Genomic DNA, 14,933 nt, shown 5'->3' with positions numbered 1-14,933 from the left:
TCACGTTGTCGCGCGATACTCGGGTTCGGATAATAGCGGCGGGTCCCTGGACATCGCGCGGGAGCAGTCACAGAAAGGAATTTCGAGTGAGCTCGAAGAGCGTTGTCATCGTCGCTGGTGTCCACGGCGTGTCCGGCAGGGCGGCGGCCACCGCGTGGGCCAATACACGGGACACCAAGGTCTACGGCCTTTCCCGCCGCAGCGCCGACCTTCCCGAATATGTCGAGGGCATTACGGTCGACCTGCTCGATCGGCAGGATGTCGAGCGCAAGCTCGGTGAACTCGACGGCGTGACGCACCTCGTCTTCGCGGCCTACATCGAGAAAGCGACTGCGTCCGAGCGGTCCAGAGTGAACGTGGCGATTTTGAAGCACCTCGTCGAGGTCGTCGAGGTGGCTTCGCCGGCTTTAAACCACGTGACCTTTTATCAGGGCGGCAAGGCGTATGGCTCCGACCTCGGGCCGTTCAAGACGCCGGTCCGCGAAGACGATCCGCGCCTGATGCCGCCGAACTTCTACTATGATCAGGAGGATGTCCTCCGGCGCCAGCAGGTCGGAAAGTCTTGGCATTGGACGGCTCTGCGCCCCGAAGCGATCATCGGTTACGCCACCGGCAACCCAATGAACCTGGGCGTGGCGATCGCCGTCTATGCGACAATCTCCAAGGCGCTTGGGATTCCACTGCGCTTTCCCGGCTCGCCCGAGGCCTATCGCGCTCTCTATCAGGCCAGTTCCGCAGACCTTCTTGCTGCGGCGACCGTTTGGGCTGGTTTCACTCCGGCTGCGCGCGACGAAATCTTCAATATCACGAACGGCGACCAATTCCGTTGGCAGTATATGTGGCCGCGCATCGCCCGCATGTTTGAAATGGAGATCGCCGAGCCAGTCCCGATGCCACTCTCCTTATACATGACCGACAAGGCCGAGCTGTGGCGTGAGATCGCCACGAGATATGGTCTGCTCGACATCCCTTACGAGAAGCTGGTATCGTGGAACTTTGCCGACTTCATTTTCAATAGCGGCTTTGACAATGTGTCGAGCACGATCAAGGCGCGGAAGGCGGGCTTTGCCGACTGCATCGACAGCGAAGAGATGCTCCGCGCCTTCTTCGTCTCCCTGCGCGACAGGAAGGTCATCCCTTAACATCGGATCTCGCACCGTCGTAGTGATGGCGCGAGATTGGCTGTAAGCCGACTGCGTTGCTGGACTTACGCAGCCCAGCCACCTAACATCGGCCCGGTTCAGCGCGCATATGTTGCGAGGTACCCCATGCTGGGTGACCCATTCGATCGGATGAATGCGGCGTGGCTTAAGGGCGGTGGAGAACTGGGCGCGAGGCCGCGCAGAGATCCTCGTTGAAGTCCTCCTCTGGGCAATAGTTTGATCGCCCCGATCCCGGCCGCTTGCGCCCGGGGCACAACACGTCACGCCACGCCAATCACCTTGTCGAGCGTGATCGGCAGGTCGCGCACCCGCTTTCCGGTCGCGTGGTAGACCGCGTTGGCGATTGCTGCGGCGACACCGACGAGGCCGATCTCGCCCAGCCCTTTCACTCCGAGTGGATTGCAGTCGTCCGGCTCGTCGACAAAGATGACCTTGATGTCATAGACGTCGGCATTCACCGGGACATGATATTCAGCGATGTTGGCGTTCATCACACGGCCGAACCGGTGATCGATCAGCGTCTCCTCCTGCAGCGCCATGCCGATACCCCAGACCACGCTGCCGAGAATCTGGCTCGCCGCGGTCTTGGTGTTGAGGATGCGGCCGGCCGCGACCGCGCTGACCACCCGCGAGACGCGGATCACTCCGAGCTGCTCGTCTACCTTGACCTCGGCAAAGGCCGCCGAATGCGTGTTGTGCGCTCGGTCCTCGTCCTGGACAGGGGACGTGGTCTTTTCCTGCTCGATGCGGTCGATGCCGCTATGCCGCATGACATCGGCGATCGCGACCGCGCGCGTCGCATCCTGCCGATTCACGAGCTTGCCGTCCGCGAGCACGACTTCGTCCGGCGCCACGTTGGCAAGCGGGGTGTTCGGCATTGTCTTGGCGATCCGCAACAGGTTGTCACAGATGGCGCCGGCCGTGGTCACGATGCCGTTCGACACCGAGGCCGCGATCCACGAGCCGCCTTCGACCGGCGACTGCGGGAGGGCCGAGTCGCCGAGGTGGATGCTGACGTTCTCGAGCGGAAGCCCGAGCGAATCGGCCGCCACCTGGGCCATGATGGTGTAGGTGCCGGTGCCGATGTCGGAGGTCGCGCACGCGACCTCCGCATGGCCGTTGGCGCTGAGCGCGATCCGCACCGTGATCGGCATCTGCATCGCGTCCCACACGCCGGTCGCCATGCCCCAGCCGACCAGGTCCCCCTCGTCGCGCATCGAGCGTGGCGCCGGATTGCGCTTGCCCCAGCCGAAGGCCGCCGCGCCTTGAGCGTAGCATTCGCGCAGCGCCTTGCTGCTGTAGGGTCGGTCGCGGTTCTGGTCGCGATCCGAATAGCACCGCAGCCGAAGGTCGAGCGGATCGATCTTGAGGGCGACCGCGAGCTCGTCCATGGCGCATTCGAGCGCATAGACGGCTGTGGCGGCGCCTGGTGCGCGTTGATCGGAGGAGGTCGGGCGATCGAGCCGCGCGAGCCGGTGCGCGTATTTCGCGGTGGCGGATTTATAGAGCAGGCCCGACCAGCCGGTTTCCTGGCGGAAAAACGTTTCATTCTGCGAGGTCACGGTGATCGCGTCGTGGGTGATCGCTTCGAGACTTCCGTCGGTGTTGGCGCCGATTGCTATGCGCTGAAGCATCGCCGGCCGATAGCCAAGCGCGTACATCTGCGGTCGGGTCAGTACAATGCGCACCGGCCGCCGCAGCGCGAGCGCAGCCTGCACCGCCAGCACGACCTCGAAATTCGGGCGCAATCCCGAGCCGAATCCGCCGCCCATGAAGGGCGACAGGACGCGCACATCCTCCGGTTTCATGCCGAGCGCGCCGCAGATATAGCGCTGGACGTTCTGGACGCCCTGCGTCTTGTCGTAGACTGTGAGCTTGCCGCCTGGCTCGTAGACCGCCGTCGCGGCAAAGAGCTCCATCGGATTGTGGTTCTCGATCGGAACGTAATAGGCCCCCTCATGGCGCACGGCCGCAGCGGCGAGCGCCTGTTCGGGCGTGCCGCGCGCTCTCGGCGGCGTGAACAAGGCCTCGCTCGGGTTTGTGGGTGGCGGAACCGGGATGGTCGCGTCGAGCTGCTGGAATAGGTCGGTGACGTGAGGCTCCTGGGCGTACTCGACCCAGACCCGGGATGCCGCGTCGCGCGCGACTTCCGACGTCTCGGCGACAACCAGCGCGATCGGCTGCCCGTTGAACATGACCCTGTCGTCGTAAAGCGGACGAAACGGCGATCCTAGCGGGGCCACGTCGTCCTTGTAGGCCTTGTCGTTATCGGCCATGGACGGACGGTTCTGGTGCGTGATCACGTCGATCACGCCGGCGACGCGCTTGGCACCACTCGTATCGAAGCGCGTGATGCGCCCCTTGGCGATCGTCGATGCGACAATACTGCCGTATGCCAGGCCGGGCATATTGAACTCGGCGGCATATTTAGCCGCGCCGGTAACCTTTTTGACGCCGTCGATCCGGGACTGGGAGGTGCCGATATAGGCTGCCATGGCGGTACTCACGCGATCTTCTTATGCGACTGCGACTGCGGCGTGCCGCGCGCGGCCTGGCCAAGCGCGCGCACGATGCAGCGCCGCGCAAGATCAATCTTGAAGGTGTTATATTTGTAGCCGTGGGCGTCGCGCAGCAGCACGTCGGCCGCGCGGGCGAATGTCTCGGCGTTTGCCGGCTGGCCGCGCAGCACGGCTTCCGCCTGCGGATTGCGCCACGGCTTGTGCGCGACCCCGCCGAGCGCGAGGCGTCCCTCCTTGATGGTGTCGCCGTCGAGCTCGAGCCCGGCCGCGATGGCGATGAGGGCGAATGCATAGGAGAGCCGGTCTCGGATCTTCAGGTAGGTATGGTGGCTGGCGAACCCCTTCGGCGGCAACTCGACCGCAGTGATGATCTCGCCGGGGTTGAGGTTGGTATCGCGCTGAGGCGCATCCCCCGGCAGCCGGTGGAAGTCCGCAAACGGGATCGCGCGGTCGCCTGCCGGGCCCGTGACATGCACGGTCGCGTCCAGCATCCTCATCGCCACGCACATGTCGGAAGGATGCACCGCGATACAGGCCTGGCTGGTGCCGAGGATTGCGTGGCCGCGGTTGAGCCCCTCGATGGCCGCGCAGCCGGTACCCGGCTTGCGCTTGTTGCAGGGCGTCGCGACATCATAGAAGTAGGCACAGCGCGTGCGCTGAAGCAGGTTGCCACCCGTCGATGCCATGTTGCGCAACTGCTGCGACGCGCCGGCCATGATCGCGCTGCTTAGGATCGGATAGCGCTTCTCGATCAGCGGGTGATAGGCAAGATCGGTGTTGGGCACGAGAGCGCCGATGCGCAGGCCGCCGCCCGGGGTGGGCTCGACCTGGCGGAGCGGCAGTCGCGTGATGTCGATCACCCGCGTCGGCTGCTCGACCTCCATCTTCATCAGGTCGATCAGGTTGGTGCCGCCGGCGACGAACCTGGCGCGTGGATCGCTGGCGGTCTGGCGCACCGCGTCCGCCACATCGGTGGCCCGCACGTACTGAAAACTGATCATGATCGGCCCATCGCTTGCTGTATCGCTGCGACGATGTTCGGGTAGGCGCCGCAGCGACAGATGTTGCCGCTCATCAGTTCGCGGATCTCGTCCGGGGTCTTCGCCCGGCCTTCCGACATCAGCCCGGCCGCCGAGCAGAGCTGTCCCGGCGTGCAGTATCCGCACTGGAATGCGTCATGGTCGATGAAGGCCTGCTGCAGCGGATGCAGTGCGCCGTCCGCCGCCAGACCCTCGATCGTGGTGATCTGCCGGCCGTCAAACATGACCGCGAAGGTCAGGCATGAATTGATTCGCCGCCCATCGAGCAGCACCGTGCAGGCGCCGCACTGGCCCTGATCGCAGCCCTTCTTGGTTCCGGTCAGGTCGAGATGCTCGCGCACCAGGTCGAGCAGCGTCGTGCGCGGATCGATCGTGAGGACATGCTGCGTACCGTTGATGGTGAGGCTCACCGCGACCGGCTCGGACGCCGCTGCCACCGCGGGCGACTGAGCCGCGGCGCCCGGCGGCAACGCCAGGGCGATGGGAACCACGGCACCCGCTGCGATGACGTCGCGGCGCGTCGGGTAGCTCAAGGAATGAAACGTCGGACCGTCTTCGGTATCGACCATCCTCGACTCCACGGGAGAGCGATACGGGGGTATTACAGACGTTGCATGCCAATCTCTGTCGGGTCTTGAACGAGTGCGCTCAAGGTCATGCGCCGATCGAGCGCCCAGCATCCGCGCCGTTTTTTGCATCAGGCGAGGACGGCTGCCTTGATAACCGTCAATTTTTGTCGCGCCGAATGATTCGCGGCGCGCGATCGCGGTACGAATTTCGGCGCAATCGAATGCAAGCGAGTATCCCCGACAATGTGGCTCGCGAAAAGGCAGGCGCCTTGGATTGTATCTGATACGCGAAAGCCTGCCGGAATATTGACGGTTGTCATGGCTGCGTAGAGTTAAGCTGCTTCGTTAGAAACTACGGTTGCGAGTTGAACGGGGGCTAACAATGACGCGTTAGTCTGAAAGATTTCGTGCGTTCAGCGTACGCCATCCGGGCCCCTATCCTGCGATCCATAGCTCTTTCGCAGGGCGTAATTGAAAGCTCAACCTTGCGAGGAGTCCTTGCCGAACAAAGAACCGTACATCAGGTTGCCGCATCGCGCTGTTGTTTTTGTCGGAGACGGCTGCAAGGCCCTTTTTCTATTTAATGAAGGGGATGGTCTAAAACCACGCCTGAAAGTCCAACAGGCGCTTAAAGATGAGAACCCACCGACCCATGAACAAGGATCGGACAAGCCGGGGCGAGCGCTGTCGGGCACCGAGCCGAACCGCAGCGCGGTGCAACAGACCGACTGGCATGACGTCGAGAAACATAGGTTCGCGCGCACAGTCGCCGGTGCTCTGGATCGCCTTCTGAGAGAGCTACAAACAGAGCATCTTGTTGTCGTGGCACCGCCGCGAACGCTCGCAGATCTGCGTCGATCATTTTCTCCGACAGTCCAAAAGTCCATTGTTGCGGAGCTTGCAAAAGACTTGACCGGCCTGAGCGTCAGCGACATCTCGCAATATCTGGCCGCCCGATCGTAGGGCGGTTGTTATGCATGGTGAAGCAGGGGTGCACGCGGGGTGCCGGTTGACGGATACTTCGATCAGACGCTTAGCATGGGCTTGATCATGAAAATCGGGATCATCGGGGCAGGAAGAGTTGGATCAGCCTGTGCTCTCGCGGCGGTCGTGCGCGGCAGCGCCCGCACGATCGTGATCGTGGACCGAACCCGCAACCGCGCGAAGGCAGTAGCGACCGATCTTCGTTACGGAGCCCCGCTTTGTCCCAAGACCACGGTTGTCGATGGGGATTACGATGATCTCGCCGACTCGGACCTGGTGATGATCACCGCCGGCATCAACGAAAAGGCCGGGGGAGCCACCGACCGCAGCGACCCGCAAGGCAGGTTGCGGCTACTCCATACCAACGCCGGGATCTATCGCGAGATCGTTCCGCACATTGTACGGGCAGCACCTCGCGCGGTCCTGCTGGCGGTCACCGATCCCCCGGAATCGCTCGCCGATATCACGCGCATCAGCGCGGGGCACGATCGCGTGCTGAGCACCGGCACCTTCCTCGACAGCCTGCGCTTCCGCGTTCATCTAGCAGAGCATTTCGAGCTCGATGCCAATCAGGTGGAGGCGCAGGTGATCGGAGAACACGGAGTCTCTCAGGTATTTCTTTGGTCAAGCGCGCGTATCGCCGGTGTACCGATTGGCGCGCTTGTCGAACGACGCGGCGAAACGCTTGACGGACTGCGCAAGCAGATCGAAGACAGCGTGCGTTACGCCAATATCACGATCATCGAAGGCAATGATGCCAGCCAGTTTGGCATTGGCATCGTGGCGGCACGGATCGCAGAGTTGGTGCTTCGCGATGAGCGAGCGGTCGTGCCGGTCGGAAGTTACAATGTAGGCTTTGGCGTCACCCTGTCGCTTCCGAGCGTGGTCGGACGCGCCGGCGTCATCCAAAGCTTCGAACCGGAGATGTCGGGCGAGGAGCGGCAGGCGTTGGAGGCGAGCGCCGCCAATCTAAAGAAATCGGAGTGCCGAGCCTGAGTCGTTGGCAGGATTTTGCGTCTGCGCGCCGCCCTGACCACGCTAGTTTGACCGTCAAAGCATCGGCAGCCCGCGGCGAAGCCGACCGCACGGGAAGGCGGCATCGATCCGCGCGGCAGCGGACCGAGCCGCCGTTTTTGGACGCTGGTCCTCGTACAGCGCCGGGCATTATGCGGCATGACGATGCCCACGTGCGCCGCTGAACAACTTGATCGTTTCCCGGTTGAATGCCGGAATATCATCGGGGCTGCGGCTCGTGACCAAGCCCTTGTCCACGACCGCTTCCTGGTCCACCCAATCCGCGCCGGCGTTCTTGAGGTCGGTCTTGAGCGAGGGCCATGAGGTCATGCGCCGGCCGCGCGCCGCGCCGGTCTCGATCACCGTCCAGGGACCATGGCAGATCGCTGCAACCGGTTTTCCGGCATCGAAAAACGCCTTCGCGAAAGCAACTGCTTTCGGCTCTATGCGAAGCGAGTCCGGGTTGATAACACCGCCCGGCAGCAGCAGCGCGTCGAAGTCTTCCGGCTTGGCATGATCGAGCTCCACATCGACCGGCAACTTTATGCTCCAGTCAGTGAAATTCCACGCCCGTACGCTTTGATGTTTGGGCGAAACGATCTTGGTCGTGGCGCCGGCTTCGTCCAGGGCTTTGCGTGGCTCGGTGAGTTCGACCTGCTCGAAGCCGTCGGTGACCAGGATGGCCACCTTGAGTCCTTTGAGGGTGTCTTCTGCCATGATCTAGTGCCTTTCTAATCGTCGTGCTAAGTGAGCGCGTCTTCGTGAAAGTAGTGGACGTGGTGGCGCAATGCCCGGCTGGCGTGCGCGCGAGTCAGCGGTGCCTTGACAATGCGATGCCGCAGGTTGTAGGGGCCAAGCCGGTACGGCATGAACAGCACGTCCGTGTCCGCCGCCTGGATGCTAGGGGCTGCGCGCAATCGTGGTCGCCTCGTTCATATTCGCTCCGGCAGCGCAGGACATTGGCAGCCCGCTTGGTCTATTCAAGTGAAAATATTAGGAGCAAAGCGATCTGCCTCAACTGACTGCCGTCAATGCGGAGCGGGATTAGAACCTCCCTAGTAGGCTGGCGCTTGCAAGGTTCGTTCGCGCGGGCGGACGGGACCGAATATGTGACCAAAATGAACGCGGCCGACGCCATCACCCTGATTGAGGGCTATGACGCGATACGAATCGAAACGGCTTCGTGGCAAGGGTGGCGGGCTTGAAATGGGCCGACGGCGTGCCGTCGTTCGGCGATGTGGCAGCACTGGCTGGCGGACGAAGCTTGGTCGCATCTGGCCTGTGCCGGCGCTCCCTTTGGCGGCGAGATTACTGAAAGCTGGAGATGCCGGTGATTCCCTTCTCGGTTTTGGACTTGTCGCCGATCAATCAAGGCAGCGATGCGGCCCAGGCCTTCCGCAATTCGCTCGATCTGGCGCAGCATGCCGAACGCTGGAATTACAAGCGGTTCTGGCTTGCCGAGCATCACAATATGCCAGGCATTGCCAGCGCTGCGACTGCGGTGGTGATCGGCTATATCGCCGGCGGCACCCGCATCATCCGTGTTGGATCGGGCGGCGTGATGTTGCCGAACCATGCGCCGCTGGTCATCGCTGAGCAGTTCGGTACGCTGGAATCGCTTTATCGGGGTCGCATCGATCTCGGGCTCGGCCGCGCACCCGGCACCGATCAGCGTACCGCGCGCGCGTTGCGCCGGGATCTGGCCACGACCGCAGAGAATTTTCCCCATGATGTCATGGAGCTGCAGGCCCTGCTGGGACCGCTGCAACCGGGCCAGATAATGCGGGCCGTGCCAGGTGCCGGATTGCGGGTTCCGATCTGGCTGCTCGGATCGAGCACGTTCAGTGCACAGCTCGCTGCGATGCTCGGTTTGCCCTTTGCGTTCGCGTCGCATTTTGCCCCATCGGAGCTGCTGCGGGCGCTCGGGGTGTACCGCGCCCGCTTTCAGCCGTCGGAACAGCTTCGTAAGCCTTACGCGATGGTCGGCGTCAATGTCTTCGCCGCCGATACCGACGCCGAGGCGCGCCGTCTTATCACATCGCTGCAACAGCAATTCCTCAGCCTGAGACGCGGCACGCCCGGACCGGTGCCGCCGCCGCTCGACAACATGGATGAACTCTGGTCTCCGCTGGAGCGGAAGGGTGTCGAGGAGGCGCTGGCCTACTCTGTGGTCGGTGCTCCGGCCGCCGTCGAGCGGGGGCTCGAAGCCTTCATCGCCCAGACAGGTGCAAATGAACTGATGTTGACGGCGCAAATCTACGACCACACGGCGAGACTCCGCTCTTTCGAAATCGCGGCCGAAATACGCCGCCGCATCGACTCCCGTCAGCCGACGTCCTTGCTGTGGTCGGATGCTTCCACCCCTTGAATATCCGGACCAGGCTGTGCAGCCCGTACAATTGATCGAGCAGCGGCGATCGAGAGGGGAGAACAGGCAGCCTCAGTCGATCACCTGGACGATCTTCGGCTGCTGGGGGTCAACAAGTACCACCTCGTCGCCGATGGCGAGATAACGATAGTTGGCGAGCTCTGGATGGTTACGCGCCAGCTCTTCCGGCATCGGCTGCAGCGACAGACAGTTCCGCGCGGAGGTTTCGCCTCCGCTGGCCGAAGGCGAGGTCGAGCTGACCGTTGTCGGAGAACTCCGCACCAATTCTCTGAGCCGCCTGCGCGTGTCCTCGCCGATGACGACACGATCGCGCCTGTCGCCGGCCGCCCTGCTGTAACCCGGCCCGTCGTCGAGAATATCCACGACCTCGCGCCGCCGGGGATCAATAATGGCAACGCGGTTGTCGATGACCGTATACTCATAGTCCCGGTATTGCGGCATGATCCGTACGATTTCGGGCGGCAATCGGCGCGCCTCCGCGCCTCGCGGCAACCGCGTGCCGACATTGACTTGAACATTGAGATTCTGGCTGGTGGCAGTCCTGTCGCGACGCAGCTGATCGACGACTTGCCTACGCTGATCATCGCTGACCGCGGCCGAGCTAGTCTGGCGGCTCGATTGATCCGGCGCTTGACCGGCCCTCTGGGTTCGAGCGTTGTCGGCCGGCCGCGCGCTCTCCTGCGGCGAGGAGGACTTGGAGGACTGGGTGGCCTGATCGCGTTGTTCCTTGCGATCGCGATCGATCTGCTGTTGGGTCTGCTGCTGCTTCGTATCGGCCGGCCTGGCGGCGTCCTGAGAGCGGTCCGGCTTGCCCTGATCCTCGCGGCCCCGCAGCATTTCGTCAGCCTGTTGCTTCCGGTCGGCAGCCGGCTTGGCATCGCGGCCCTGTTGCAGTTCCTTCTGCGCCGTGCCCGAGGGCGTGCGCTCGCCGCGGCTGCGCTGATCCTGGCTCTGCCGGGTCGGCTGCTTGGACTCGCGGCCCCGCGGTTCCTGCGCCTCCTTGCTGCGCTCGGCCGGCGACGGGACCTCGCCGCGCTGCATGTCCTCGGCGCCCCCATTCGGCTCGGACTGCGCGCGCTCCTTGATGCGATCAGCCGCGCCGCCGCGATCGATCTCCTTCGACCGGGCGGGTGGACGGACCATTTCCCTAGATTGAGACGCCGGCGACTGGGCGCGGGGGCTTTCCTCGCGCTTCTGCGAACCTTCCGGCGATTGCGAAATGGCGGGACCGGCGCCAATCACCAACGCCATTGCCGTCGTGTAAAGCCAGTTAATCCTCATGGAAGAATCTCCTCTTGGTTCCCAGCCCGTCTCGCATTCGGCAAACTAAGTTGCGGCGTTTGGTTTCACCATGACGGCGGTCAACCCGGACCCAGGGGGCGGTAGGCGGTCACGCTGCTCGAGTGCGCACAGCTGAAGGCTGTGCGGCAGAACTTATGTCGGACTATCTGCACCGAAATTGAACTAAACGCATCTACGCAAGGTAGTCGCGCCTGCCGCGCTGACCTCGGTCAATTTCTCCGATCAAATGCGCTGCCGCCGATGCACGGCCTATCGAGACCGCGCTGCGTGCCGGTCCGTGGAGGCAGTCTGCGTTGCTTCGCCCAGATCCCACTCCTTGGCATCCGGTGGATTAAGGGATGCCTCGAGGGCATCGTCGACGCGCTCAAGCCACACGAAGCGTATCAGGCCTCGCGCCTTTTCCGGCACATCTTCCAGATCCTTGCGATTGCGTGCGGGCAGCATCACCGTTGCGATGCCGGCCTGGATCGCCGCCAGCACCTTCTCCTTTACCCCGCCGATCGGCAGCACCAAGCCGCGCAGCGAGATTTCACCGGTCATGGCCGTATCGCTGCGGACAGTGCGCCTGGTGAGCAACGACATCAGGGCCATGAACATGGCAACGCCCGCGCTCGGACCATCTTTCGGAATGGCGCCCGCCGGCACATGAATGTGGATATCCGACTTTTGCAGCTCCTTCGGATCGACGCCGAATTCAGCGGCGCGGGATTTCACTAGCGTCAATGCGGCCTGCGCGCTTTCCTTCATCACTTCGCCGAGTTGTCCCGTGAGGATGAGCTTGCCCCTGCCGAGCGTGCTGGACGCCTCGACGAACAGGATATCGCCGCCCACCGGTGTCCAGGCGAGTCCGGTCGCCACCCCCGGCACGCTGGTGCGCATGGCGGTCTCCGGCTCGAAACGTTTCGGCCCCAGGACGGCGCGAAGGTCCCCAACCTTCATGGTGACGCAGTTGGCAGCGCCTTCGGCAATCTGCATGGCGGCGTACCGGCACAGCGCGCCGATTCGGCGCTCTAGGTTTCTCACACCTGCTTCCCGGGTATGGTCGCGGATGATTGCGCGTAGCACGTCGTCGCCGATCCGGCATTGGTCATCGCGCAGCCCCGCCGATGCCAATTGACGCTTGACCAGGTAACGCTTGGCGATCGCCAGCTTCTCATCCTCGATGTAGCCGGGCAATTCGATGACTTCCATTCGGTCGCGCACCGGGCCCGGGATACTGTCGACGACGTTGGCGGTGCCGATGAACATGACTTTTGAGAGATCGAAGAGAAGGCCTAGATAATTGTCGCGGAAGGTCGCGTTCTGCTCGGGGTCGAGGACCTCTAGCAGCGCGGCCGCGGGATCGCCGTGGAACCCCGCACCCATCTTGTCCATCTCGTCGAGCATCATCACGGGATTGCGGGTGCCGGCCTTGTGGATTGACTGAATGATGTTGCCGGGCAGGGCGCCTACATAGGTACGACGATGTCCGCGTATCTCGCTCTCGTCATGAATGCCGCCGAGGCTCAGCCGGACGAATTTTCGGCCTGTGGCATGGGCGATGCTCTGGCCCAGCGAGGTCTTGCCGACGCCGGGCGGGCCGACGAAGCAGAGGATCGGACTGTTGCCGCCCGGATTCAGCTTGCGCACGGCTAGATATTCGAGGATGCGCCGCTTCACTTCCTCAAGTCCGTAGTGATCCTCATCGAGGATACGCCGGGCCTCGGCTATTTCGATGCGTTCGGAATCCGATTTCGACCAAGGCAGTTCGACCAGCCATTCGAGATAGCTGCGCGCCATGCCGTATTCGGCCGCGATCTCCGGCAGCCGCTCGAGCCGCTGCAATTCTCGTTTGGCTTGCTCCTCGACCTCCGGAGGCATGCCTGCCTTGTCGATCTTGTCACGCAGTTCCTTCAACTCGGCTGACTTGGGATCGTCGTCGCCGAGCTCCTTCTGAATCTGACGAAGCTGCTCGCGAAGGATATGCTCGCGCTGCTGCGACGATAGGGTTTGCTGTGTCTGCTCGCTGATATCCTTCGAAAGCTGCAGCACTTGAATTCGTTTGGCAATGAGGCCGAGCAGCTTGTCGAGCAACTGCGTGACGTCGAACGTCTCGAGCAGGTCCTGCTTCTCCTGCACCGGTATGTCCAGAATGCCCGCGAGGAAGTCGGCCAGGGCCGAGGGCGAGTCAATACTCTCGATCGCCGGAGCGATCTCCGGCGGCAGGTTCGGCAACAGCTGGATCGCGTCGCGCGCGCGCGTCTTTAGAAGCTGCATCCGCGCCTCGACCTCCGGCGTGACTACCTCGGAGACGCCGATCTCCTTGACCCGAGCGACGAGAAATGGATAACCCTCGAGAAATTGCTCGACGCGGAAGCGCCGCAAACCCCGGGCAATGACATAGTGGATCTGTTCGGACGTTACGTAGCGGAGGATCTCGGCGACGGCGCCGACGCGCCGCAGATGCTGAGGCTCGGGCTGTTCGATAGTGGGATCGTCCTGCAGCAGCAGGCCGACCTTGCGGCCGGCACGGACCGCTTCCTGGGCGGCTGCGATCGAGGCAGGTCGGCCTAGCGTCAATGGCAGCACCACGCCGGGGAAGAGCAATATATTTCGGATCGGAATGACGATTATTGCATCCGCAGGGATCGGCTGATGGTTTTGACTGGGCCCGGCGCCCGAAATCTCGGTTGCATCCGTCATTGATCTGCCTCCCGTCAAAGGCCTTCAAAAGGCTGCTTAGAGAAGCGAAGCGTGAGATTGCCATCGGCCAGTTCGGATTCGCCAAGCCGAAGAAACATGCCGGGAAGGGCTATCTGGCGCTCGAATCTGCCATACGGAATTTCGAGTCGATGGACTATGCTGCCGGCTGGGATGTTGCTTGGACGTCGCAAGCCGACCACCGAAACCTCGCCGGTACGAGCCGACACTTTGACTGCGCCGGCGTCAACGCCCGGAAGCGCTATAGTAACCAGAACGTCGGTCTCGGTTTCTACAATATCAACCGGCGGTTCCCAATAAAGGTCGCGGACCGGCTCGACCCTTGGCTGGAAGAACTGGCGATGCAATCGTTCGGCCCGATCGATCAGCTCGCAAGCTCTGGTCCACATCAGGGTTCTCGGATCGATCTGGGCCATCAGGCGCCTTCCTTGAATCGGAATCCTGGAGCCGGACCCGGTAGCCCTCCGCACCGCAAGCGCTTCGGCTATCATACTTTCCAGCGTACGGCGGTGGACTGATCGTCACCTTGACGGCCGTCAATCAAGTGGGCACAGCGGCGTTCGCAATCTCGTGCGCGATCAACCGAAGGGACCGGCGAAATGCGCTGTGTCCGGAGATGGTGCTGCCCGGCGGTTGCCGAGGGCCGGGAGATTTCGACTGGTCAGACTGAGGGCGGTTCGCCATGCGAAGGCGCAGATTTGAGTCCACGCGTCAGCCGCGACAGAGTAGACAGGTTGCGAATCTCATGCCATCTCAAATTCTGGCAGTTCGATCGAGGCTTGGCCAAATTGCATGTCATAAGCCCCGCGAGCTAACAATGAGCCTGCACGACGTCGCCGGCGCGCCCAAGCGTAGATGCCTGCATTGTCGATGATCGAAGTCCAGCATCGACCAGGGAATCGGATAGTGGTCGGCGCCGATGCCAAGGAAACCTCCGAAACTCAGGACCGCGTACGCGACGCGGCCGCCGGCCTTGTCGATTACAAGCTGCTCGATTTTCGCGATGCGCTTACCGCTCGCGTCATAGACCGCAGTTCCTTCGACGCGATCACTTGCGATCAGGGATGACGTTGTTCCGCGCGCCGCGGTGGGTGCGTGCTGCGTTATAGTCGCCATATTGTCTCCTAGATTCGACTCAGACCAGGTGACTGCACAAGGCAAGTTTAAGCGTGGATTCATCCGCTCCGGAAATTTTTGCTCCGGAGGTCCTGTACTTTAATAAGGTATGCTGCCATCGCGCTCGTTGCATTGAC

Annotated in this window: 11 protein-coding genes and 1 pseudogene; 4 read left to right on the top strand and 8 right to left on the bottom strand. The window is 62.7% G+C overall.

What is annotated here, in order from left to right; genetic code table 11:
* The first annotated feature begins 86 nt into the window (after positions 1-86).
* Positions 87-1,142 carry an SDR family oxidoreductase gene (locus CK489_RS03240; protein ID WP_095731294.1) on the top strand — a complete coding sequence of 352 codons (1,056 nt, stop codon included), beginning with the start codon at positions 87-89 and terminating at the stop codon, positions 1,140-1,142.
* A 281-nt stretch (positions 1,143-1,423) separates the two neighbouring features.
* Here CK489_RS03240 and CK489_RS03235 read toward each other — a convergent pair whose 3' ends face one another.
* The 3 genes from CK489_RS03235 to CK489_RS03225 are packed head-to-tail and all read right to left on the bottom strand — an operon-like array spanning position 1,424 to position 5,291.
* Complete coding sequence (locus CK489_RS03235; RefSeq protein ID WP_095731293.1) at positions 1,424-3,658, bottom strand: xanthine dehydrogenase family protein molybdopterin-binding subunit; 2,235 nt, start codon at positions 3,656-3,658, stop codon at positions 1,424-1,426.
* An 8-nt stretch (positions 3,659-3,666) separates the two neighbouring features.
* Positions 3,667-4,683 (bottom strand): FAD binding domain-containing protein, encoded by a 1,017-nt coding sequence (locus CK489_RS03230; protein ID WP_095731292.1) that lies wholly within the window; start codon positions 4,681-4,683, stop codon positions 3,667-3,669.
* Positions 4,680-5,291 carry a (2Fe-2S)-binding protein gene (locus tag CK489_RS03225; protein WP_094193619.1) on the bottom strand — a complete coding sequence of 204 codons (612 nt, stop codon included), beginning with the start codon at positions 5,289-5,291 and terminating at the stop codon, positions 4,680-4,682. Before CK489_RS03225 ends, CK489_RS03230 begins: the two co-directional genes overlap by 4 nt.
* A 498-nt stretch (positions 5,292-5,789) precedes the next feature.
* Here CK489_RS03225 and CK489_RS03220 point away from each other — a divergent pair, with 498 nt between their 5' ends.
* Complete coding sequence (locus CK489_RS03220; protein ID WP_095731291.1) at positions 5,790-6,254, top strand: host attachment protein; 465 nt, start codon at positions 5,790-5,792, stop codon at positions 6,252-6,254.
* Positions 6,255-6,341: 87 nt separating this feature from the next.
* Complete coding sequence (locus CK489_RS03215) at positions 6,342-7,271, top strand: lactate/malate family dehydrogenase (protein WP_095731879.1); 930 nt, start codon at positions 6,342-6,344, stop codon at positions 7,269-7,271.
* A gap of 168 nt (positions 7,272-7,439) precedes the next feature.
* On the opposite strand, the gene CK489_RS03210 is transcribed toward CK489_RS03215, so the two are convergent.
* Positions 7,440-8,006, bottom strand: coding sequence for a type 1 glutamine amidotransferase domain-containing protein (locus CK489_RS03210; RefSeq protein WP_050625923.1), 567 nt, complete (start codon positions 8,004-8,006; stop codon positions 7,440-7,442).
* 613 nt (positions 8,007-8,619) lie between these two features.
* Here CK489_RS03210 and CK489_RS03205 point away from each other — a divergent pair.
* Positions 8,620-9,657 (top strand): LLM class flavin-dependent oxidoreductase, encoded by a 1,038-nt coding sequence (locus CK489_RS03205; protein WP_095731878.1) that lies wholly within the window; start codon positions 8,620-8,622, stop codon positions 9,655-9,657.
* Between the two features lie 72 nt (positions 9,658-9,729).
* Here the strand turns inward: CK489_RS03205 and CK489_RS03200 are convergent, their stop codons facing one another.
* The 4 genes and pseudogenes from CK489_RS03200 to CK489_RS03185 all read right to left on the bottom strand — a co-directional run.
* Complete coding sequence (locus CK489_RS03200; RefSeq protein WP_095731290.1) at positions 9,730-10,959, bottom strand: DUF1236 domain-containing protein; 1,230 nt, start codon at positions 10,957-10,959, stop codon at positions 9,730-9,732.
* Between the two features lie 270 nt (positions 10,960-11,229).
* Positions 11,230-13,662, bottom strand: a complete 2,433-nt coding sequence (lon, locus tag CK489_RS03195) for an endopeptidase La (protein ID WP_095731289.1) — start codon at positions 13,660-13,662, stop codon at positions 11,230-11,232.
* A gap of 14 nt (positions 13,663-13,676) precedes the next feature.
* The gene (locus CK489_RS03190; protein ID WP_050625919.1) at positions 13,677-14,096 is read right to left on the bottom strand and encodes an Hsp20/alpha crystallin family protein; all 420 of its coding nucleotides are present in this window, start codon (positions 14,094-14,096) and stop codon (positions 13,677-13,679) included.
* A 457-nt stretch (positions 14,097-14,553) separates the two neighbouring features.
* Positions 14,554-14,796: pseudogene (locus tag CK489_RS03185) on the bottom strand (PRC-barrel domain-containing protein); the annotation flags it as partial.
* Positions 14,797-14,933: the final 137 nt, after the last annotated feature.

It is taken from the genome of Bradyrhizobium sp. UFLA03-84 (assembly GCF_002289535.1).
GTDB lineage: Bacteria > Pseudomonadota > Alphaproteobacteria > Rhizobiales > Xanthobacteraceae > Bradyrhizobium > Bradyrhizobium viridifuturi.
This window is presented reverse-complemented; position numbering and strand designations above follow the sequence as displayed.

Coding starts and splice junctions, on each gene's coding strand:
- CK489_RS03235 (WP_095731293.1), bottom strand. CDS start 3,658: ATGGCAGCCTATATCGGCACCTCCCAGTCCCGGATCGACGGCGTCAAA.
- CK489_RS03230 (WP_095731292.1), bottom strand. CDS start 4,683: ATGATCAGTTTTCAGTACGTGCGGGCCACCGATGTGGCGGACGCGGTG.
- CK489_RS03225 (WP_094193619.1), bottom strand. CDS start 5,291: ATGGTCGATACCGAAGACGGTCCGACGTTTCATTCCTTGAGCTACCCG.
- CK489_RS03215 (WP_095731879.1), top strand. CDS start 6,342: ATGAAAATCGGGATCATCGGGGCAGGAAGAGTTGGATCAGCCTGTGCT.
- CK489_RS03210 (WP_050625923.1), bottom strand. CDS start 8,006: ATGGCAGAAGACACCCTCAAAGGACTCAAGGTGGCCATCCTGGTCACC.
- CK489_RS03200 (WP_095731290.1), bottom strand. CDS start 10,959: ATGAGGATTAACTGGCTTTACACGACGGCAATGGCGTTGGTGATTGGC.
- lon (WP_095731289.1), bottom strand. CDS start 13,662: ATGACGGATGCAACCGAGATTTCGGGCGCCGGGCCCAGTCAAAACCAT.
- CK489_RS03190 (WP_050625919.1), bottom strand. CDS start 14,096: ATGGCCCAGATCGATCCGAGAACCCTGATGTGGACCAGAGCTTGCGAG.